This window comes from Pseudomonas sp. 58 R 3 (assembly GCF_900006605.1).
GTDB classification, from domain to species: domain Bacteria; phylum Pseudomonadota; class Gammaproteobacteria; order Pseudomonadales; family Pseudomonadaceae; genus Aquipseudomonas; species Aquipseudomonas salomonii.
Genome location: NZ_CVTT01000038.1, coordinates 314,430 through 333,873, shown reverse-complemented (window position 1 = coordinate 333,873; position 19,444 = coordinate 314,430). Strand labels below are relative to the sequence as shown.

The following is a 19,444-nucleotide window of genomic DNA, read 5'->3' as shown; positions in this document are numbered from 1 at the left end:
TTCGCAAATGAAGCTAGGAATAATTATACTGGCCGGTATGTTATTAATACCAAACTCACCAGTCCAGTATTAAAGGTGAAAATGTCCGACAATCCTGTAAACACCAATAGCCCCGGGCGTCCCAAGGACATGGCAAAACGCCAGGCAATCCTCGAAGCAGCCAAAATCCTGTTTTTGAGCAATGGCTACGCCAGCACCAGCATGGATGCCGTGGCCCTTGAGGCCGGCGTGTCAAAGCTGACGGTCTACAGCCACTTCACCGATAAAGAGACCTTGTTCACCGCCGCCGTCGTGGCCAAGTGCGAGGAACAGTTGCCGGTGATGTATTTCGAGTTGCCCGAGGGCATGCCGGTGCACACCGTGCTGCTGAACATCGCGCGCGGCTTTCATCGGCTGATCAACAGCGAAGAATCGGTGAACCTGCACCGCCTGATGATGACCACCGGCAACCAGGACGTGAAACTCTCGCAGATCTTCTTTGAGGCCGGGCCCATGCGCATGCTGCAAGGCATGGAGCGCCTGCTTAGCCGTATCGACCAGAGCGGCGCCTTGAGCATCGACAAACCGTTTACGGCGGCCGAGCACTTCTTTTGCCTGCTCAAGGGCACGGCGAATTTCTGCTTGTTGTATGGCTGCGGCGGGCAGTTGAGTGAAGAAGCCGCTGAAGCGCATGTGCAGGAGGTGGTGGGGTTGTTTATGCGGGCGTATCGGCCTTGAACGGTTGTGTTGCCTGATCGGGCGCTATCGCAGGCAAGCCAGCTCCCACCTTTGACTGTGTTTGCAAATCAAAAGGTGGGAGCTGGCTTGCCTGCGATGAGGCCCGAAAGAGCAACAATAATTCAGGACTTGAGCGCTTTCTTCGGATAGATGTCATACCGGCTGGACTTGCCATCCAACGCATGGCTCGGTTTCGGCCCGTCAATGCACGGCGCCTTGCGCGGGCGCTTGACCACCACGCGGTGGCTGGCCAGGGCCAAGGCCGCCGCGAGTAAGGCTGGAGCATCCGGATCATCGCCCACCAAAGGGCGGAACAGGCGCATCTCCTTCTTCACCAGCGCCGTTTTCTCACGGTGCGGGAACATCGGGTCCAGGTAGATCACCTGCGGCGGCTCACCCTCCCAATTGCGCATCACCTCGATCGAGTTGCCCTTGAGCAAGTGCATGCGCGCCACAATCGGCGCCACTTCAAAGTCATCTGCGCCGCGGGCCAGGCCGTCTTCGAGCAAGGCGCCGATCAAAGGCTGCCGCTCGATCAGGCTCATCTCGCAGCCAAGGCTGGCCAGTACGAACGCGTCCTTGCCCAGGCCTGCCGTGGCGTCGAGCACCCGTGGGCGCACGCCCTGGGCCACGCCGACCGCCTTGGCGATCATCTGCCCGCTGCCACCGCCGTAGAGACGCCGATGCGCCGCGCCACCTTCGACAAAATCCACCCGCACCGGCCCCGGCGCGTCAGGCCCGAGCTGTTGCAATTGCAGGCCGTGTTCCCCGACCTGCAGGGAAAAGTCCGCCTCATCCAGTTGCAAAGGCAGGCCAAGCTGCGCGGCCCAGTGCTCGGCGCGGGCCTTGAAACCGTCGGCCAAAGCCTCGACCCGAATGCGGCTGGCCGCTGGTTGTTCGCTCATCAATCGCTACGCTCAAAAATATTAAGGATCGGCAAACGACGGCCGATAAAAACAACAGTCAGGTATTTTGCCAGAGCTGAGCGTCGACCGAGAAAAATGTCAGACATTCTTCCCCTAACCATCGGTGTACTGCCGACCCACAACCACTACGGCCTGCGCAATACTCAAGCGCTGGCCGGGGTGAGCCATGTGTGGCAGGACTTCTTCGCCCGGGCGTTGGCCGAGCAGCTTGGCGATACGCCGGGCGCGCTGGCGGCCAAAGCCCCGGCGCCGAGGGACCCGGCGGTAGAACCCAGCGAAGGCGCCGACCTGTTGTCGCAGATCCTCACCCAGCGTGAGTGCGACGTGCACGACACCGAGATCGCCCCACCGGAGCCGCTGTTCCTGCCCATCGCCGAATTTGAAACCGAGCTGCTGCCGCCGCCTGCCACGCCGTTCCCGGCAGAAGAAATCATCGCCCAGCAGCGCCAGCAAAACTTCGAAAGCGGCTGGGTCCGCCCGATTGTGCTCAATGCCGGCAACCCGCCGCCCGAGCCTGGCCCGGCGCCGCAACCCCAGCCGCTGCACCTGCCGATTGCCGAATTCGAACTGGACCTGCTGCCACCGCCTGCCACACCTTACCCGGTCGAGGAGCTGGTGGCGCAACAGAAGGCGCTGGACTTCGACTACCACTGGGCGCGCCCGCTGATCCTCAACAACCTGCGTTTGGCGGCCTGATTCAGTCTTTGAAAAAACCGTTGGCCTGGCTGAACGGCATCTTGCGTTCAGTGAAGGTAAAGGTGCCCAGTTCATACACCTCCTGCGCCGCCCGATAGAACTCGCCATACGCCGCCAGCGCCATGGCCGAGCCGACGCTGATACGGCGCACGCCCATCTCGCTCAACTGCGCCACGCTCAGGTTCAAGCCGCCGGACATCAGCACATTCACCGGTTTGGGCGCCACCGCCTTGACCACCGCGAGCACTTCCTCGGCACTGCGCAAGGCGGGAGCGTAGAGCACGTCGGCACCGGCTTCGGCGTAGGCTTGCAGGCGGCGAATGGTGTCAGGCAAATCCAGGCGGCCATGCAGAAGGTTTTCTGCACGGGCGGTGAGCGTAAAGGCAAATGGCAAGCTGCGGGCAGCGGCGACGGCGGCTTCCACGCGTTCCACCGACAGGTCAAACGGATAGATCGGGTCGACCGCGATGCCCGTGGCGTCTTCGATAGAGCCACCCACAATGCCGCTGGCCGCGGCGCGCAGGATGGTCTGGGCGCAGCCTTCGGGGGTGTCGCTGAAGCCGTTTTCCAGATCAGCCGCTACCGGCAGCGCAGTGGCCTGCACGATTGTCGAGGCATTGGCCAAGGTGTCTTCAAGGGATAATGCGCCTTCCGCATCCGGGCGCCCGAGGCTGAACGCAAAGCCCGCACTGGTGGTGGCCAACGCTTCGAAACCCAGGCTGGCGAGCATGATGGCGGAGCCGGCGTCCCACGGGTTGGGCATCACGAACGCGCGATCACGCTCATGCAAGGCCTTGAAGGTTTCGGCGCGAAGGGTTTGGGCATCCATGACTGACTCCTGTCGGAAAAAGGAGCCCTAGAGTAACCCCAGTTGCTCCGCTGCGGGTTCCCGATACAAGGTCGGCAGCGCTGGCAAACCCGGCAAGCGCAGCATCAACTGTTGGTGAAAACGCAGCGCCAGTTGCGCGGCGAGGCGGTTATCCGAGGTGTGCAGGAACACATAAGGCGTGCGCCCCTCTTCGATCCAGCCAGCAATTTTTTCCACCCACGGAATCAGGAATGGGTCATTGGCCTCCAGTTCCGGATGACCGATAAAGCGCACCTGGGGAAACTGAGTCAACGCCGCCGGCCGTGTTGGCACCTTGGGCTTTTTCGATTGGGCGTGCAACACGGCCGCAGAGGTTGAAGTGCAACTGAACAGCGCCCGCGGATCGAGGCAAATACGCTCGACGCCACGGTCGCGCAACAGGCGGTTGAGCCTGCGCTCGGCATCGCCCTTGGCGAAGAACTCCGGGTGGCGCACTTCCACGGCCAGCGGGCGCTCCAGGCCGTCAATAAAACCCGCCAGCTCGCCCAGGCGTTGCGGCGAAAAGCTCGCTGACAATTGCAGCCACAGCGGTGAAACCCGTTCACCCAAAGGGCTCATCAAGCCGACGAAGCTTTCTGCTGCCGGCAATTGCTCGCGCAAGTCGCCGCCGTGGCTGATGTCTCGCGGGAATTTGGCGGTGAAGCGAAAATCCTCAGGCATGATTTCAGCCCAGCGCTGCACCGTGGCGGCCGAGGGGCGGGCATAAAACGTGGTATTGCCTTCAACCGCGTTGAAGACCTGGGAATACAAAGCGAGGTAGTCGCCGGAGCGGGCATCGGCTGGGTACAGGTACTCGCGCCAGGCGTTTTCACTCCAGGACGGGCAGCCGATGTAGTAAGGCAGGCGCATCAGATGTGGATGTCGAGACCCAGCACTTCCATATCCCATTCGACAAAGCCGGCAGTGGTCAGGTAGCTGGCCAGCGCGGTGGCGACGCTTTTGCTCATGGAACGGGGGAAGACCATGTCTTGCTGACGGGCAGGAAGACCACTGATGCGTGCAGCGCCAGAACCCTGGGCACTGGGCTGCGACTCGGACTGAACCTCGATGAAGTCCGGCGAATCTTCGACGGACTCGTCTACCGTGACGTTCGCCTTGCGCGGCTTACGCTTGAGTGGGTAGGACTGTGAGGAAAAGCCGTCTATACGCATACATGCAGACTCGGTATCAATGATGGCAATTTAGCGGCACTTTCCGTGGTGCGCAAATGCTCTGGTGATAACTAGAACACATAATTTGTAAAAGGTTTACAAACAGGGGCAAATTCTGACGATTGGGGATTTTTGCATCAAATTGCCAGCATTTTTGACGTCAAATAATCCCGCGTTCGGCCTTGGTTTGCGCAACTTTATCGCGCAGATAAACCGGTGCAGCCTGGTCGGCCACAATCGCTTCACCGCGCTCGAAAGCGAAACGTGCGAGGGTCAGCAAGTCTTCGGCGTGGGGCAACATGGCCGCGTCCTGCCCCGCCAATTGCACGGGGATGCGCTCGGCATAACCCCAGCCGGTGCCGGCACCGAACCAATCGCCGCTGGCATCAGCAGGCAACACCGATGATTGCGGAGCCTGTACGGCTTCCACGCCCACCAGACGCATTTCGCCAGCAGTTTCGCGGTAGCAGCCCCAATACACTTCATCCATACGCGCATCAATCGCCGCCGCCACCTGCGTCGCGCCGTGTTCACGCAATGCACGCTGGGCCAATACCGCAAGGTTGGACACCGGCAGTACCGGGCGCTCCAGCGCAAAGGCCAGGCCCTGCACTACACCAATGGCGATACGCACACCCGTAAAGGCGCCTGGGCCACGGCCAAAAGCAATCGCATCCACGGCCGACAGCGTGGTGCCCGCCTCTTCCAGCAGTTGCTTGATCATTGGCAACAGCTTCTGCGCATGCAGACGCGGGATCACCTCGTAGTGGCTCGTTACCTTGCCATCGTGCAGCAAGGCGACGGAGCAAGCTTCAGTCGCGGTGTCCAGGGCCAGCAGGGTGCTCATCGGTGTAGGTGTCCAAGTCGAAAAAAAGTGCGCCAGTATAAACAACAACGGCCCGCAAGCGGGCCGTTGTACGCAAAGCCGATCGAAGGATCAGCTCAGGGCTTGCAACACCTTGGCGGTGATGGCTTCTACCGAACCCACGCCAGGGATGTGGCTGTACTTGGGCTTGCCTTGGGCAGCCGAAAGCTTCTGGTAGAAATCCACCAGCGGCTTGGTCTGTGAGTGATAGACCGACAGGCGATGACGCACGGTTTCTTCAGTGTCGTCCTTGCGCTGCACCAGGTCTTCCCCGGTCACGTCGTCTTTGCCTTCAACCTTTGGCGGGTTGTAGACGATGTGGTACACGCGGCCCGAGCCTTCGTGCACGCGACGGCCCGCAATACGCTGAACGATTTCTTCGTCTTCAACTGCGATTTCAACCACAGCGTCCAGTTCAACGCCGGCTTTCACCAAGGCTTGCGCCTGGGGAATGGTGCGTGGGAAACCGTCGAACAGAAAACCGTTCTTGCAATCTTCCTGGCTGATGCGTTCCTTGACCAGGTTGATGATCAGGTCATCGGAGACCAGGCCGCCGCTGTCCATTACGCTCTTGGCGATCAGGCCCAGTTCGGTGCCAGCCTTGACGGCAGCACGCAGCATGTCGCCGGTGGAGATTTGTGGAATGCCGAATTTTTCAGTGATGAACTTTGCCTGAGTACCTTTACCGGCCCCGGGAGCTCCCAGCAGAATGACGCGCATCGATGTGCTCCTCAATTTTTTATAGAGATGACGCTCGGATTCGCCGCGTGGGGCCAATCTCGTAAAAATGTGGGTCCTGGCCGATCAAACGGCCAAAGGCTGATCAAGATACACAGCGGGCTCTATCCATACAAGCCGCCAAAAGTCGCAAGAACCGCGCCCGGCATGCAGTCATAGGTAGGGTGTGCCTGAGTGCAACCCCGCCCCATAAACGCCGACCGCCCGTTTCCGGGCGGCCGTCGTTGTTTATCCGCAAGCCTTTGAGAACACGCACAAAACCTCAGCCAGTATTGCGCAAACCGGCGGCAATACCGGCCACAGACACCAGCAGCGCCTGTTCCAGAGGGCTGTCCTGCGCCGCCTCTTGCTGGCGCGAGCGCGCGAGTAATTCGGCCTGCAACAGGTGCAGCGGGTCGAGGTAAGTGTTGCGCAGGCGAATGAACTCAAGCGTGTCGGGGCTATGGGCCAGCAGTTGCGACTGGCCGGTCAGGCCAAGCACCACGTTGCATGCCTGCGACAATAGGTCGCGTAAGTGCGCACCCAATGGCAGCAGGTCCGGCTGCACCAAACGCTCGTCATACAGCCGCGCGATGTCGGCATCGGCCTTGGCCAGCACCATCTCCAGCATATCGATACGGGTGCGGAAGAACGGCCACTGCTCGCGCATCTGCCCCAGCAACTCGCCTTCGCCACGCTCCAGCGCCTTGCTTAATGCCGCTTCCCAGCCTAGCCAGGCGGGCAGCATCAGGCGGGTTTGGGTCCAGCCGAAGATCCACGGAATCGCGCGCAGGCTCTCGATACCACCCGCACGACGCTTGGCCGGGCGACTGCCCAATGGCAAGCGGCCCAGCTCCTGCTCGGGTGTGGACTGGCGGAAGTATTCGACGAATTGCGGATTTTCCCGCACCACGGCGCGATAAGCACTGACACCGTCTGCCGCCAATTCATCCATCAGATGGCGCCAGGCCGGCTCAGGTGGCGGCGGTGGCAACAATGTGGCTTCCAGCACGGCAGCCAGGTAAAGGTTGAGGTTCTGCTCGGCAATGTCCGGCAGGCCGAACTTGAAGCGGATCATCTCGCCTTGTTCGGTGGTACGGAAACGCCCCGCCACCGAGCCTGGCGGCTGCGACAGGATCGCCGCATGCGCCGGGCCGCCGCCACGGCCAACGGTGCCGCCACGACCGTGGAACAACAGCAACTCCACCTGTTGTTCGCGGCAGATATCCACCAGGCGTTCCTGGGCCCGGTACTGTGCCCAGGCTGCGGCGGTGGTGCCGGCGTCCTTGGCCGAGTCCGAATAGCCGATCATCACTTCCTGCGGGCCTTGCAAACGCGCGCGATAGCCCGGCAATTGCAGCAGGCGCTCCATCACCGGCCCGGCGTTATCCAGGTCGGCCAGGGTTTCAAACAGTGGCACCACGCGCATCGGCCGTTGCACGCCCGACTCTTTAAGCAGCAGTTGCACGGCCAGCACGTCCGACGCGGCACCGGCCATGGAAATCACATAAGAACCGAGCGATGCAGCCGGTGCGGCGGCGATTTCCTTGCAGGTGTTCAACACTTCGGCGGTGTCTGCCGACGGCTTGAAATAACCCGGCAGCAGCGGCCGGCGATTGGTCAGCTCTTTGCTGAGGAAGCTGATGCGCGCCTCTTCGTCCCAGTCTTCATAACGGCCCAGGCCCAGGTAATCGGTAATTTCGGTCATGGCCGCCGAGTGGCGGCTGGAATCCTGACGCACGTCCAGACGCACCAGGAACAAGCCGAAGGTCACGGCACGGCGCAGGCAATCGAGCAACGGGCCATCGGCGATCACGCCCATGCCGCACGCGTGCAGTGACTGATAGCACAGCTCCAGCGGGTCGAGCAGGTCGCGGTTGTTTTGCAGCACCTCGGCCGGCGCGGGCGTGCTGGCGGTTAGCGCGGTATGCGCCCATTGGCGCGTGGCGCGCAGGCGTTCGCGCAGTTGCTTGAGCACGGCACGGTAAGGTTCGACGCTATCCCCGACTTTGGCCTGCAACGCAGGGCTGGCCTGCTGCATCGACAGCTCGGAGGCCAAATGGTCGACATCGCGCAAATACAAGTCCGCTGCCATCCAGCGCGCCAGCAGCAACACTTCGCGGGTGACCGGCGCGGTGACATTCGGGTTGCCGTCCCGGTCGCCGCCCATCCACGAGGCAAAGCGAATCGGCGCCGCCTCAAGTGGCAGGCGCAGGCCGGTGGCGGCGTGCAATGCCTGGTCGGCCTTGCGCAAATAATTGGGAATGGCGTGCCACAGCGAATGCTCGATCACCGCAAAGCCCCACTTGGCTTCGTCCACTGGCGTGGGCCGGATGCGGCGGATCTCTTCGGTGTGCCAGGCTTCGGCGATCAGCCGCTGCAAGCGCTGGCGGATCTGCTCGCGCTCGGCGCCGGTGAGGTCGCGGTGATCCTGCAACGCCAGTTGTGCGGCAATCGCATCGTATTTCTGGATCAGGGTGCGACGCGCCACTTCGGTCGGGTGGGCGGTGAGCACCAGCTCGATGTCCAGGCGCGCCAGCTGGCGGGCCAGGGACTCATTGCTGTGCCCTTCGCTTTGCAGGCGGGCCAGCAACTCCGGTAACACGCGGGACTCGAAGGGCGCCGGCTGCGATTCATCGCGCCGATGGATCAGTTGGTATTGCTCGGCGATGTTGGCCAGGTTGAGGAACTGGTTGAACGCGCGTGCCACGGGCAGCAGTTCGTCTTCCTGCAACTGATTGAGGCGGGTACTCAACTCATCACCGGCACCGCGTCTATCAGCCTTGGCGCCTTTACGGATCTGCTCGATCTTGTCGAGAAAAGCATCGCCGTACTGCTCTCGAATGGTGTTGCCCAGCAGCTCACCCAGCAGGTGAACATCCTCACGCAAGCGTGCATCGATATCACTCATCAACCAATCTCCAGCCAGAAATCCGGGACGCGCAGGCCTTCCAGAGTGCCGCCCGCGTCAGTTTCTGACAAGACACTTTAAACCTTGCGACTTGCAGCTAGTCTCAACAGTGAGTCGTCGCGTTACCCACGCAGGCGGCTGGACACCCATCACCGCCTGCCATCGCGGGCTTATTGAGGTTGCCATGAAAATTCGAGAACTGGCCCAGCATTGGGAAGAGAACGCCAAGGGTCGCCTGACCAAAACCGAGTACGCGATCCACTTGGACGTCGAGTCGGCTGCGCGCCTGGCCGCCATCGCCGAGATGTACCCCAAGCGCAGCACCGAAGAATTGCTCGGCGAGCTGATCGGCGCGGCCCTTGAAGAGCTGGAAGCGAGCTTCCCCTACATCAAGGGCCAGCACGTGATCGCCACCGATGAAGAGGGTGACCCTTTGTATGAAGACGTCGGCCCTACTCCGCGCTTTCTGACCTTGTCACGCCGCTATCTGCATGATTTGTCTGCCGCCGCCGACAAACAGCAACACTGATAAACAGTCGATAACCCCCCGTTTAACCCCGGTATTCCGGGCCTCACAGAGGCTCGGCGTACCGCTGCGCAACGTAAAAGTTCAAACTTTTAAACGCTGACCAAACAGTCAGATATTTTTTTAGGCAAATCGCCATCTCCGCTGAACTTTTGAAAAAAGGCTCCGGTCACAACCAGTAAGCCATCACTTGGAACGGCCGTTTGAAAAGGGCATTTGGTGCTTTACCGCCGGGCCTGCAACCGCCAACCAATGAAGTGGATTTTGATTTTTCAGGAGTTATCCAATGGAGTTGAAGACGATGAAGACCAGCACTGCCAAATCCTCGTTTAACCATCTGCGCGGGCTGAAATTGGCCGCGCTGGCAATCGGCACCAGCTTCGTTCTGGCGGGCTGCGCCGGCAACCCGCCGACCGAGCAATACGCCGTGACCCAGTCCGCCGTAAACAGCGCAGTCAGCGCCGGCGGCACCGAGTACGCAGCGGTAGAAATGAAGTCGGCCCAGGACAAGCTCAAAGCTGCTGAACTGGCGATGCACGACAAGAACTACGACAAAGCGCGTCAACTGGCTGAACAAGCCGAGTGGGATGCCCGTGTCGCAGAGCGCAAGGCCCAGGCTGCCAAGGCTGACCAGGCTGTGAAGGATTCCCAGAAAGCTGTGCAGGAACTGCGTCAGGAAGGCATGCGCCCGGCTGTGATCAAACAGCAGTAAGCCGCCGCCACTGATTGCATTGCACCCGATATCGAATTGAAAGGACGACACGACTATGCGTAAACAATTGATGATCCCTGCCCTGCTGGCGATGAGCGTTGCTCTGGCGGCCTGCTCCACCCCGCCGAACCAGAACCTGGAAAACGCGCGGACCAACTTCTCGGCCCTGCAATCCAACCCGCAAGCCACCAAGGTAGCGGCGCTGGAAACCAAGGACGCGCAGGATTGGCTGGACAAGGCTGACAAAGCCTACCGCGACAAGGAAGACGAGAAGAAGGTCGACCAACTGGCCTACCTGACCAACCAGCGCGTTGAAGTGGCCAAAGACACCATCTCGCTGCGTGAATCCGAAGCCAAGCTGAAAAACGCGGGTGACGAACGTGCCAAGGCGCTGCTGCAAGCCCGTGATGCACAGATCAAGCAACTGCAAGACAGCTTGAACGCCAAGCAGACTGATCGCGGCACCCTGGTGACCTTCGGTGACGTGCTGTTCGCCACCAACAAGTCCGACCTGAAATCCAGCGGCCTGGTGAACATCACCAAACTGGCTCAGTTCCTGCGCGACAACCCGGACCGTAAAGTGATCGTCGAAGGCTACACCGACAGCACCGGTTCCGATTCGTACAACCAGAGCCTGTCCGAGCGCCGTGCCGCTTCGGTACAACGTGCACTGGCTCAACAAGGCGTGGATATTTCGCGCATCGTGACCCAGGGTTACGGCAAGGAATACCCGGTTGCCGACAACGGCAGCGTTTCGGGCCGTGCCATGAACCGCCGCGTTGAAGTGACCATCTCCAACGACAACCAGCCAGTCAAGCCACGCTCTTCCGTTGCTAACTGATTGATTGACGCTGTATAAAAAACCCACCTCACGGTGGGTTTTTTCTATCAGGCCTCGATTTTTCGGCCGGTATCCTCAGCCGGCATCATGGCCTCCATGCCTTGACGCCCGCCCATCAGCTTTTCAAGCATGTCTTGACCCATTTGGCCTTCACCACCTGAGCCTTCAGAACCGCCGCCACCGCCGCCCTGGGCGCCGCCGGCCGCCTTCGAGAGCATATCCATAAGCATCTTCATCGGGTCTGGTTTGTCTTTCCCACCTTTCTCAGCGCCCTTATCAGCGCATTGCTCGCCTTGAGCACCACCCTGCTCCAAACTTTCCTGGCCCCTGGCCATGCCCAACATTTTACCGATAGCACCAATGTCCATCATCACGCTCCAAAGTCCGTCATTCGTAAGTTAATCATCAGCAACACTGACGACTCATTCAGTGGCTTCTTACGCGATTCGGTTCCAGATATTTCCACGATGCGCAGTGGTGATAAAAAGCAGGCTACTCTTGCAGTTGCGGCGTTTCTTGGCCCATGCAACGCACGGCTTGTTTCTTATTGTTCACCAGCACACCGCTCAAGCCTTTCTGTTCGGTATCAAACATCACCAACACGCCATCGATGCATTGCGCCACCTGCGCAGCCGGGGTCAGCGAAACCTTATAATCCTCGCCCGGCACGGTCTTGAGCATAGTGAAGTCGCTGAGCAACAAGGCGTCTTCCGGCTTGGCGAAGTGCAGGTAGCCGTAGAACCACAGGCAGCCGACGGTGCCGATGATGGTGCCGATGCCGGTGAGGATCAGCGGGATCATGTTGCGTTCTTCGCTCATTGCGGGCTCTCTGATGAATCAACTTTAGGAATAGGGTAATTCGGGATCTCGCCCAGGCGGCGCAGGCCGTTGAAGTGCTGCGGGTCATCCAGATAGCGCAGCATCACGGTTTGCCAGGTCTTGTCGGCAAAGGTCTGCACATGGCCGCCACGGGTCAACTGCAACACCCTCGGTGGCGGCGCGGCCTGGTACAGGCGAATGCCGTTGGCCACCGGCACAATCGGGTCATCCAGGCTGTGGAACAGCAGCTTGGGCACGCCGGTGAGCTGGGGCATGGCATTGATCGCACTGTCGGCGTCAGGCACCAGCCACGACAGCGGTACCTGAAACGGCCATGTTAACCAGGAGGTGCTGAGGGCGAATTGTCCTACGTCACGATAACTGGCGGGCACGCCATCCAGCACCAGCGCCTTGAGCTGAGTTTGACGCTGCGGGTGTGCCGCCAGGTAATGCACCGCCAGCGCACCGCCCAGGCTCTGGCCCAACACAATCAGCGGCTGGCCTTGGGTTTCAGGGGCCTTGTCGATCCAGGCGAACGCCGCATCGATATCCTGATACACCGCCGGCAAGGACGGCTTGCCTTCAGACAGGCCGTAGCCGCGATAGTCCAGCAACAGCACTTGATAGCCCTGCTCCGGCAACCACCAACTGCCACCCAGGTGCCAGGCCAGGTTGCCGCCGTTGCCGTGCAGGTGCAGCACCGTGCCTTTGAGCGGCACACCGGGTTTGGCCGGCAGCCACCAGGCATGGAGTTTTACTCCATCGGCGGTGGTCAGGGTGATATCACGGTATTGCAGGTGGGCTTTTTCCGGCGTAAACGGCAGGCCGGGTTCGGGGTAGAACAGCAGTGAGCTGCAGCCGTTTAAAGTGAGTAGCAGGCAAAGAATGCCGAGGATTCTCATCCGTTGAAGCCTCGCTGATAGGTTGTACTCAGTTCTCAAGAACCAATGAGATCAAATGTGGGAGCTGGCTTGCCTGCGATAGCAGTCTTTCAGTTGAAACGACGGTGACTGATACACCGCTATCGCAGGCAAGCCGGCTCCCACATGTTTTAACCGGTTTCGTCAGGTGAATGGCCTAAAGGATATTCGAGTAATCCGCCTCGATCCGGTCCAGGCTCAGGTGGTTGAGGAAGTTGGAGAAGCACATCCACGCCGCCAGTGCGTTCATGTCGCGAAACTGTTCGGGCAAGTACTTGGGCGGCACGACCAGGCCTTCGTCGACCAGTTGGCGCAAGGTGCGCATGTCTTCCAGAGTGGTCTTGCCGCAGAACAACAGCGGCACTTGCTCCAGTTTGCCTTTGCGCACGGCCAGCTGGATGTAGTTGTAGACCATGATAAAGCCCTTGAGATAGGACAAATCCTTGGTAAACGGCAGGCCCGTCGGCGTCGAACCTCGGAACACGCGGCTGGCATTGCCGTAGCTTTCGGCCATTTCAAAGCCTTGCTCGCGGAAGAACTCAAACACCTGCAGGAAGTCGGCCCCCTCCTCGACCATATGGATGGCGCGGGTGCGGTTGGTCAGTTTGCGCAGGCGGCTGGGGTAGGAGGCAAAGGTGATGATCTCCATCAGAATCGCCAGGCCTTCCTGGGTCACCGTGGACGAGGGCGGCCCTTTGGACAGGAAGGTGCAGATCGGCTGGTTCTGGCCATTGAGTGTGGTGCCGACGTGCACCAGGCCTTCGTGCACTTCCAGCGCGCGCACATCACGCTCGTTGAACATCGCGTCGGCGCGGATCTTGATGTAGTCGGCGCCCGCCGCCGCATCGGCAACGATTCCGTCGGACTCGAACACGCGGATGGTCTCTTCGGCCTCACCGAACACCTTGTTCAAACGGGTTTGCAGCAAGGCCACCGCATGCTTGGCCGTGAGCGTCTTGGCTTCGTCCTTGAGGTCGCCCCGGCCGTCGATCTGGTTCAGGTAGTCGGACATCATCAGGCCCAGGTCGGCCAGCGTCGGGTCACCCGCGTGGAACGCGTCCGAGGCGGCGCCGTAGAGTTCCTGGGAAATCAGGCCGAAATCTTCGGTGCCCCGCGCTTCGAGCATGCGCACCACCATGCGGTACTCGCGGCACATGCGGCGCATGATCTGCCCCACCGGACTGAACTGGCCGAGACGGCGAGTAATGTCGCGCTCGATGTTCTGGAACTCCAGCTTCACCGCACTGGAGTCGAACGACAGCGGCCGGCCCAGATAGTAATCGCGGTCCACGGCCGGCATGGCCTTGCCCTTGGCCTTGAGAAAGCCCTGGCGAATGTTCTCGTCCCACTTCACGGCGTCGAGGACGCGAATCGGTGTTTGTGCCAGCACAATGCGATCGGACAAGGTGCGTATCGTCTGCTGGTAATCGTCCACCCGGTGCTTCCTCTTTAAACGTTATTTGCCCGCGCGCCGGTAGCGCACGGCTTCAACGAACACATCGGCATTGGCCGGGTCATCCAGATAGGCAAATACCTGGTCCATCGGGCTGTCGACCCGCACGCCCTCACCTTCGACGGTTTGCACGGTACTGCCGTGCAAGGCGTTTTGGCCTATGGCTTGATGGATCTGCTCAAGGTCGAGGTTGTAGACCACCCATTCACGCGTTTTGTCGCCCTCACCTTCAAAGTCGAAGCCGGCGAGGAAGTAATTGCCACCGAAAGCGGCCGGCAACGGCGCCGACAGGTACCAGCGGTTGCCATGGCGCGACACCGTAAACGGGTATTCATCGCGCTGGCCCGGTTTGGCTTTAGGGTAGCTTACGGCCTTGTAATGATGCTGATCGACACGGGTGATCTGCAGATTCAGCGGTTCGCCCCAGGCGTTTGTACTCGACCAGCGGCCGAGCAAGGCGTCGGGCGCCGCTTCAGGGGCCGGCAGCGGGTCCTTGAAGGTGACCAGGCAACCGCTGAGCAGCAGGAACGATATAGCGATTGCAATGACACGCCAGGCTTTCATCGAATACCCCATCAAGTGTGGGAGCTGGGCTAGACCGAGGCCAACACCAAATGCATGTAACGCTTGAGAATCTCAAGCATCTCATCGCTGGTCAGAGGCTCAGGGCCGCCAAGCAGGCCCTGATATTCCATCCGACCGATTATCGCCGTCAACACTCTGGCATCCTGTTGCGGCTCGCGGGAGCCCAATACCTGAAAAAACTGCCCGGTGCCCTGCAACAGAATCTGCTGATGGGAACGCACCAGCTCAGCCAGGCGCGGGTTGAGCAAGGCTTCCTGGCGAAAGGCCTGTTCGGCCATCAAGTGTTCGCGGCGGTTGGTCAGTTGGCGCATCACGTAGTCGGCGGTCAGCCGCGCAATATCATCAGCAAGCTGTGAGCGTGACTGCGGGCTGCCGTCGCCATAGGCGACCATTTCACGCAGCAGGCCTTCGTTGCGCACCCACAGCTTGCCCATGAACGCAGCGCTGCGCTCCACGTATTGGGCGAAAGTATCGGTGAGCAGGTCATCGATGTCCTTGAAGTAATAGGTGGTGGCCGACAACGGCACGCCGGCCTCTGCTGCCACCGCGCGATGGCGCACACCGCGTACACCATCGCGCACGACGATGCGCATGGCCGCATCGAGAATGTCTTGCCGGCGTTGCTCGCTGCCTCGGCGGCTGGCCTTGCGGCCCTGGTACTGGACACTATCAGCCACGGCAGCAGCAATGCCGGCGGCGCCTTCTTGAGCCATTACGCGGTTCACGACAGATCTTCCTTTAAAGGGCGCCGTTCTGTTGACGGCTGAATTCGCCACACAAAAAAGCCGCCTTATAAAAGGCGGCTTCGGATCTCGCTACGGTTACGCTTGTGGCCGCATGTGCGGGAACAAGATCACGTCGCGGATCGACGGCGAGTTGGTCAACAACATCACCAACCGGTCGATGCCGATACCTTCACCGGCAGTCGGCGGCATGCCGTACTCCAGGGCGCGCACGAAGTCGGCGTCGTAGTGCATCGCCTCGTCGTCACCGGCGTCCTTGTCGGCCACCTGGGCCATAAAGCGCTCGGCCTGGTCTTCCGCGTCGTTAAGCTCGGAGTAGGCGTTGGCAATTTCGCGGCCGCCGATGAACAGCTCGAAACGGTCGGTGACGTTCGGGTTGTCATCGTTGCGACGGGCCAGCGGCGACACTTCGAACGGGTACTGGGTAATGAAGTGCGGCTGTTCCAGCTTGTGCTCCACCAGTTCTTCGAAAATCATCACCTGCAATTTGCCCAGGCCTTCGAAGCCCAGCACCTTGGCGCCGGCTTTCCTGGCGATGGCGCGGGCCTTGTCGATGTCGGTCAGGTCGTCAGCGGTCAACTCAGGGTTGTACTTGAGGATCGAGTCGAACACCGACAGACGCACGAACGGCTCGCCGAAGTGGAACACCTTGTCGCCGTAAGGCACGTCGGTGCTGCCCAGCACCAACTGCGCCAGTTCGCGGAACAGTTCTTCGGTGAGGTCCATGTTGTCTTCGTAGTCGGCGTAGGCCTGGTAGAACTCCAGCATGGTGAATTCCGGGTTGTGACGGGTCGAGACACCTTCGTTACGGAAGTTGCGGTTGATCTCGAACACCTTCTCGAAGCCGCCAACCACCAGGCGCTTGAGGTACAGCTCCGGCGCGATACGCAGGAACATTTCCAGGTCCAGTGCGTTGTGGTGGGTTTCGAACGGCTTGGCCGCGGCACCACCAGGGATGGTTTGCAGCATCGGCGTTTCCACTTCGAGGAAGTCACGCTTCATCAGGAAGCTGCGGATGTGCGCAATCACTTGCGAACGCACGCGGAAGGTCTGGCGCACGTCTTCGTTGACGATCAGGTCAACGTAGCGCTGGCGGTAGCGCTGCTCGGTGTCGGTCAGACCGTGGTGCTTGTCCGGCAGCGGGCGCAGCGACTTGGTCAGCAGGCGCACGCTGGTCATTTCAACGTAAAGATCGCCCTTGCCGGAACGCGCCAGGGTGCCAACGGCTGCAATGATGTCGCCCATGTCCCAGGTTTTCACCGAGGCCAGGGTTTCTTCAGGCAGGGTTTTACGGTTGACGTACACCTGAATGCGACCGGTCATGTCCTGGATCACCATGAACGAGCCACGGTTGAGCATGATGCGACCCGCCACCTTGACCGGGATTGCAGCCTCTGCCAGCTCTTCCTTGGTCTTGTCCGCGTACTGTTTCTGCAAGGCATCGCAGTAGTTGTCACGGCGGAAGTCGTTCGGGAAGGCATTGCCCTTGGCGCGCTCGGCAGCAAGCTTTTCCTTGCGCAGGGCGATCAGGGAGTTTTCTTCCTGTTGCAGGGCTTGCGGGTCGAGTTGTTGGTCGCTCATGTCTTTAAATTTTCCATCAGGTTCGTTGTCCCCAGCCTTCGGCGGGGGATCGCGGGCAAGCCCGCTCCCACAGAGGGTGTTAGAGGCCGGATTTCAGGCTGGCTTCCAGGTATTCGTCGATATCACCGTCGAGCACCTTGTCGCAGTCGCTGCGTTCGATGTTCGTGCGCAGATCCTTGATCCGCGACGCATCAAGCACATACGAACGGATCTGGTGGCCCCAGCCGATATCCGACTTGGTATCTTCCAGCGCCTGGGACGCCGCATTGCGCTTCTGCATTTCCTGCTCGTACAACTTGGCCCGCAGCATTTTCATGGCGGTGTCCTTGTTGGCGTGCTGGGAACGTTCGTTCTGGCAGCTGACCACGGTGTTGGTCGGTACGTGGGTGATACGTACGGCCGAGTCGGTGGTGTTTACGTGCTGGCCACCGGCACCGGAGGAGCGGTAGGTGTCGATGCGCAGGTCGGCCGGGTTGATCTCGATTTCCACCTTGTCGTCGATCTCTGGCGAGACGAAAACGGCGGAGAACGAGGTATGGCGACGATTGCCGGAGTCGAACGGGCTCTTGCGCACCAGGCGGTGTACGCCGATCTCGGTCCGCAGCCAGCCAAAGGCGTATTCGCCCTTGATGTGCACGGTCGCGCCCTTGATACCGGCGACTTCACCGGCGGACAGTTCCATGATGGTGGCGTCGAAACCGCGTTTATCCGCCCAGCGCAGGTACATGCGCAGCAGGATGTTGGCCCAGTCCTGGGCCTCGGTGCCGCCGGAACCGGCCTGGATGTCCAGGTAGGCGTTGTTCGGGTCCATTTCGTGGCTGAACATGCGGCGGAATTCAAGCTTGGCGAGGTTTTCCTCGAGACGGGCCAGCTCGGCGACGACATCGCCCACTGCGCCTTCGTCGTTTTCTTCGACGGCCATGTCCAGCAGGTCGCGGCAATCGCCCAGACCGGTGTTCAACTCGTCGAGGGTGTCGACGATCTGCGCCAGCGCAGCGCGCTCGCGGCCCAGTTCCTGGGCGTATTCAGGTTTGTTCCAGACAGCCGGATCTTCAAGCTCGCGATTGACTTCGGTCAGACGCTCATGCTTTTGATCGTAGTCAAAGATACCCCCGAATAGTTTCGGAGCGCTCGGACAGGTCCTTGATGGTGTTAAGGATCGGGTTGATTTCCATGGCGGGCAGCACTCGTTGGCGAACTTTTGAAAGCCGACGAGTATAACGACAAACCGGGGCTAACGGCAGCCCGCTTGGCGAAAAGGCGGGGTTGTGCACGATCTCAAAGACAATGAAGAGTCAAATGTGGGAGCGGGCTTGCTCGCGAATGCGGTGTGTCAGGTGGTGAATCAGTCACTGACCCACCGCATTCGCGAGCAAGCCCGCTCCCACAGGGGGTCAGCGTCGTTGTCAATTACTCGATACCGACCTGATTGCGCCCATTATGCTTGGCCGTATACAACCCCTTGTCCGCCGCCATGATCAACTGCCGACAATCCGTGCCCTGCACCGGCGTCATGGTCGACAGGCCGATACTGATAGTCAGGCTCGCCCCTTCTGCCGGGGCAATGTGCGGGATTTTCAACCCGGCAACCGCCATGCGCAGTTTCTCGGCCACCAGGCGCGCGCCGCCCGGCGAGGTATTGGGCAATACCAGCGCAAACTCTTCACCGCCGTACCGCGCCGGCAAGTCCGAAGGCCGGCTACTGGCCTCACGGATGCTCGCGGCGACTTTGCGCAGGGCTTCATCACCTTCGACGTGGCCAAAGCTGTCGTTGTAGGTCTTGAAGAAGTCCACGTCGATCATCAATAACGACAGCTGGGTCTGGTCACGCATGGCACGGCGCCATTCCAGCTCCAGGTATTCGTCAAAATGGCGGCGGTTGGACAGCCCGGTGAGACCATCGGAGTTCATCAGCCGTTGCAACACCAGGTTGGTGTCCAGCAACTGCTGCTGGCTCACCCGCAGCGCGCGGTACGCCGCATCCCGTTGCAACAACGTCATGTACGAGCGTGAGTGATAGCGAATGCGCGCCACCAGCTCGATGTTATCCGGCAGCTTGACCAGGTAATCATTGGCCCCGGCCGAAAACGCCGCGCTCTTGATCAGCGGGTCTTCCTTGGTCGAAAGCACGATGATCGGGATATTCGCCGTGGCCGGGTGGTTGCGGTATTCGCGCACCAGTGTCAGGCCATCAAGACCTGGCATCACCAGGTCTTGCAGGATCACCGTCGGTTTGATGCGGATCGCCTGGGCGATCGCCTGATGCGGGTCGGCGCAAAAGTGAAAATCGATGTTTTCTTCGTGGGCCAGGCCACGCCGCACGGCTTCGCCGATCATGGCCTGGTCGTCGACCAGCAACACCATGGCAGCGTTTTCGTCGGTCTTGATGTCGTCGATCTGTAAATCATTCATG

General features: G+C 60.4%; 21 protein-coding genes. 5 read left to right on the top strand and 16 right to left on the bottom strand.

The window, feature by feature from the left end; genetic code table 11:
• Positions 1-81 precede the first annotated feature (81 nt).
• Complete coding sequence (locus tag BFP92_RS07290) at positions 82-717, top strand: TetR/AcrR family transcriptional regulator (RefSeq protein WP_017137119.1); 636 nt, start codon at positions 82-84, stop codon at positions 715-717.
• A gap of 122 nt (positions 718-839) precedes the next feature.
• Here the strand turns inward: BFP92_RS07290 and BFP92_RS07285 are convergent, their stop codons facing one another.
• Positions 840-1,622 (bottom strand): class I SAM-dependent methyltransferase, encoded by a 783-nt coding sequence (locus tag BFP92_RS07285; protein WP_065928956.1) that lies wholly within the window; start codon positions 1,620-1,622, stop codon positions 840-842.
• 96 nt (positions 1,623-1,718) lie between these two features.
• On the opposite strand from BFP92_RS07285, the gene BFP92_RS07280 reads away from it, so the two are divergent.
• On the top strand, positions 1,719-2,339 hold the full coding sequence (locus BFP92_RS07280) for an energy transducer TonB (protein WP_065928955.1): 621 nt from the start codon (positions 1,719-1,721) through the stop codon (positions 2,337-2,339).
• 1 nt (position 2,340) lies between these two features.
• Here BFP92_RS07280 and BFP92_RS07275 read toward each other — a convergent pair whose 3' ends face one another.
• The 6 genes from BFP92_RS07275 to ppc all read right to left on the bottom strand — a co-directional run bounded on the left by BFP92_RS07275 (position 2,341) and on the right by ppc (position 8,851).
• A complete protein-coding gene (locus BFP92_RS07275; RefSeq protein WP_065928954.1) occupies positions 2,341-3,168 on the bottom strand; it encodes an isocitrate lyase/PEP mutase family protein in 828 nt (275 codons plus the stop codon).
• Positions 3,169-3,195: 27 nt separating this feature from the next.
• Positions 3,196-4,056 carry a DUF72 domain-containing protein gene (locus BFP92_RS07270; protein ID WP_065928953.1) on the bottom strand — a complete coding sequence of 287 codons (861 nt, stop codon included), beginning with the start codon at positions 4,054-4,056 and terminating at the stop codon, positions 3,196-3,198.
• Positions 4,056-4,358, bottom strand: coding sequence for a hypothetical protein (locus BFP92_RS07265; protein WP_017137114.1), 303 nt, complete (start codon positions 4,356-4,358; stop codon positions 4,056-4,058). The genes BFP92_RS07270 and BFP92_RS07265 overlap by 1 nt, the downstream gene beginning before the upstream one ends.
• A gap of 160 nt (positions 4,359-4,518) precedes the next feature.
• Positions 4,519-5,205 carry a tRNA (adenosine(37)-N6)-threonylcarbamoyltransferase complex dimerization subunit type 1 TsaB gene (gene tsaB / locus BFP92_RS07260; RefSeq protein WP_065928952.1) on the bottom strand — a complete coding sequence of 229 codons (687 nt, stop codon included), beginning with the start codon at positions 5,203-5,205 and terminating at the stop codon, positions 4,519-4,521.
• A gap of 90 nt (positions 5,206-5,295) precedes the next feature.
• Positions 5,296-5,943 carry an adenylate kinase gene (gene adk, locus BFP92_RS07255; protein ID WP_065928951.1) on the bottom strand — a complete coding sequence of 216 codons (648 nt, stop codon included), beginning with the start codon at positions 5,941-5,943 and terminating at the stop codon, positions 5,296-5,298.
• A 280-nt stretch (positions 5,944-6,223) separates the two neighbouring features.
• Complete coding sequence (gene ppc, locus BFP92_RS07250) at positions 6,224-8,851, bottom strand: phosphoenolpyruvate carboxylase (protein WP_065928950.1); 2,628 nt, start codon at positions 8,849-8,851, stop codon at positions 6,224-6,226.
• Positions 8,852-9,035: 184 nt separating this feature from the next.
• On the opposite strand from ppc, the gene BFP92_RS07245 reads away from it, so the two are divergent.
• From BFP92_RS07245 to BFP92_RS07235, 3 genes are all read left to right on the top strand, one after another.
• Positions 9,036-9,380 (top strand): pilin assembly protein, encoded by a 345-nt coding sequence (locus tag BFP92_RS07245; RefSeq protein ID WP_065928949.1) that lies wholly within the window; start codon positions 9,036-9,038, stop codon positions 9,378-9,380.
• Positions 9,381-9,663: 283 nt separating this feature from the next.
• Positions 9,664-10,089, top strand: a complete 426-nt coding sequence (locus BFP92_RS07240; RefSeq protein WP_017137109.1) for a DUF4398 domain-containing protein — start codon at positions 9,664-9,666, stop codon at positions 10,087-10,089.
• Positions 10,090-10,144: 55 nt separating this feature from the next.
• A complete protein-coding gene (locus tag BFP92_RS07235) occupies positions 10,145-10,930 on the top strand; it encodes a lipotoxin F family OmpA-related lipoprotein LptF (protein WP_056857564.1) in 786 nt (261 codons plus the stop codon).
• A 47-nt stretch (positions 10,931-10,977) separates the two neighbouring features.
• On the opposite strand, the gene BFP92_RS07230 is transcribed toward BFP92_RS07235, so the two are convergent.
• From BFP92_RS07230 to BFP92_RS07185, 9 genes are all read right to left on the bottom strand, one after another.
• Positions 10,978-11,301: a hypothetical protein gene (locus BFP92_RS07230; protein ID WP_083221712.1), complete on the bottom strand. Its 324-nt coding sequence runs from the start codon at positions 11,299-11,301 to the stop codon at positions 10,978-10,980.
• A gap of 121 nt (positions 11,302-11,422) precedes the next feature.
• The gene (locus tag BFP92_RS07225) at positions 11,423-11,749 is read right to left on the bottom strand and encodes a PA3694 family proteiin (protein ID WP_017137106.1); all 327 of its coding nucleotides are present in this window, start codon (positions 11,747-11,749) and stop codon (positions 11,423-11,425) included.
• Entirely contained in the window at positions 11,746-12,651 is a 906-nt protein-coding gene (locus BFP92_RS07220) for an alpha/beta hydrolase (protein WP_065928948.1), read from the bottom strand. Before BFP92_RS07220 ends, BFP92_RS07225 begins: the two co-directional genes overlap by 4 nt.
• 175 nt (positions 12,652-12,826) lie before the next feature.
• Entirely contained in the window at positions 12,827-14,104 is a 1,278-nt protein-coding gene (locus BFP92_RS07215; RefSeq protein WP_017137104.1) for a flavohemoglobin expression-modulating QEGLA motif protein, read from the bottom strand.
• A gap of 21 nt (positions 14,105-14,125) precedes the next feature.
• Positions 14,126-14,686: a hypothetical protein gene (locus BFP92_RS07210; protein ID WP_065928947.1), complete on the bottom strand. Its 561-nt coding sequence runs from the start codon at positions 14,684-14,686 to the stop codon at positions 14,126-14,128.
• 29 nt (positions 14,687-14,715) lie between these two features.
• Positions 14,716-15,432 (bottom strand): TetR/AcrR family transcriptional regulator, encoded by a 717-nt coding sequence (locus BFP92_RS07205; protein ID WP_074854403.1) that lies wholly within the window; start codon positions 15,430-15,432, stop codon positions 14,716-14,718.
• A 96-nt stretch (positions 15,433-15,528) separates the two neighbouring features.
• The gene (gene lysS, locus BFP92_RS07200) at positions 15,529-17,031 is read right to left on the bottom strand and encodes a lysine--tRNA ligase (protein ID WP_065928945.1); all 1,503 of its coding nucleotides are present in this window, start codon (positions 17,029-17,031) and stop codon (positions 15,529-15,531) included.
• A gap of 79 nt (positions 17,032-17,110) precedes the next feature.
• Positions 17,111-18,206 (bottom strand): peptide chain release factor 2 gene (prfB, locus tag BFP92_RS07195; protein WP_096236834.1). Its coding sequence is split into 2 segments (ribosomal slippage): positions 17,111-18,133 and positions 18,135-18,206, totalling 1,095 coding nucleotides; the frame shifts between segments, so codons are not numbered across the junction.
• A gap of 235 nt (positions 18,207-18,441) precedes the next feature.
• Positions 18,442-19,443 (bottom strand): response regulator, encoded by a 1,002-nt coding sequence (locus BFP92_RS07185; protein WP_056857569.1) that lies wholly within the window; start codon positions 19,441-19,443, stop codon positions 18,442-18,444.
• Between the last annotated feature and the right edge of the window lies 1 nt (position 19,444).

What these genes read in the sequence shown, in the direction of transcription:
- BFP92_RS07290 (WP_017137119.1), top strand. Translation starts at nt 82, where the DNA reads ATGTCCGACAATCCTGTAAACACCAATAGCCCCGGGCGTCCCAAGGAC.
- BFP92_RS07285 (WP_065928956.1), bottom strand. Translation starts at nt 1,622, where the DNA reads ATGAGCGAACAACCAGCGGCCAGCCGCATTCGGGTCGAGGCTTTGGCC.
- BFP92_RS07280 (WP_065928955.1), top strand. Translation starts at nt 1,719, where the DNA reads ATGTCAGACATTCTTCCCCTAACCATCGGTGTACTGCCGACCCACAAC.
- BFP92_RS07275 (WP_065928954.1), bottom strand. Translation starts at nt 3,168, where the DNA reads ATGGATGCCCAAACCCTTCGCGCCGAAACCTTCAAGGCCTTGCATGAG.
- BFP92_RS07270 (WP_065928953.1), bottom strand. Translation starts at nt 4,056, where the DNA reads ATGCGCCTGCCTTACTACATCGGCTGCCCGTCCTGGAGTGAAAACGCC.
- BFP92_RS07265 (WP_017137114.1), bottom strand. Translation starts at nt 4,358, where the DNA reads ATGCGTATAGACGGCTTTTCCTCACAGTCCTACCCACTCAAGCGTAAG.
- tsaB (WP_065928952.1), bottom strand. Translation starts at nt 5,205, where the DNA reads ATGAGCACCCTGCTGGCCCTGGACACCGCGACTGAAGCTTGCTCCGTC.
- adk (WP_065928951.1), bottom strand. Translation starts at nt 5,943, where the DNA reads ATGCGCGTCATTCTGCTGGGAGCTCCCGGGGCCGGTAAAGGTACTCAG.
- ppc (WP_065928950.1), bottom strand. Translation starts at nt 8,851, where the DNA reads ATGAGTGATATCGATGCACGCTTGCGTGAGGATGTTCACCTGCTGGGT.
- BFP92_RS07245 (WP_065928949.1), top strand. Translation starts at nt 9,036, where the DNA reads ATGAAAATTCGAGAACTGGCCCAGCATTGGGAAGAGAACGCCAAGGGT.
- BFP92_RS07240 (WP_017137109.1), top strand. Translation starts at nt 9,664, where the DNA reads ATGGAGTTGAAGACGATGAAGACCAGCACTGCCAAATCCTCGTTTAAC.
- BFP92_RS07235 (WP_056857564.1), top strand. Translation starts at nt 10,145, where the DNA reads ATGCGTAAACAATTGATGATCCCTGCCCTGCTGGCGATGAGCGTTGCT.
- BFP92_RS07230 (WP_083221712.1), bottom strand. Translation starts at nt 11,301, where the DNA reads ATGATGGACATTGGTGCTATCGGTAAAATGTTGGGCATGGCCAGGGGC.
- BFP92_RS07225 (WP_017137106.1), bottom strand. Translation starts at nt 11,749, where the DNA reads ATGAGCGAAGAACGCAACATGATCCCGCTGATCCTCACCGGCATCGGC.
- BFP92_RS07220 (WP_065928948.1), bottom strand. Translation starts at nt 12,651, where the DNA reads ATGAGAATCCTCGGCATTCTTTGCCTGCTACTCACTTTAAACGGCTGC.
- BFP92_RS07210 (WP_065928947.1), bottom strand. Translation starts at nt 14,686, where the DNA reads ATGAAAGCCTGGCGTGTCATTGCAATCGCTATATCGTTCCTGCTGCTC.
- lysS (WP_065928945.1), bottom strand. Translation starts at nt 17,031, where the DNA reads ATGAGCGACCAACAACTCGACCCGCAAGCCCTGCAACAGGAAGAAAAC.
- BFP92_RS07185 (WP_056857569.1), bottom strand. Translation starts at nt 19,443, where the DNA reads ATGAATGATTTACAGATCGACGACATCAAGACCGACGAAAACGCTGCC.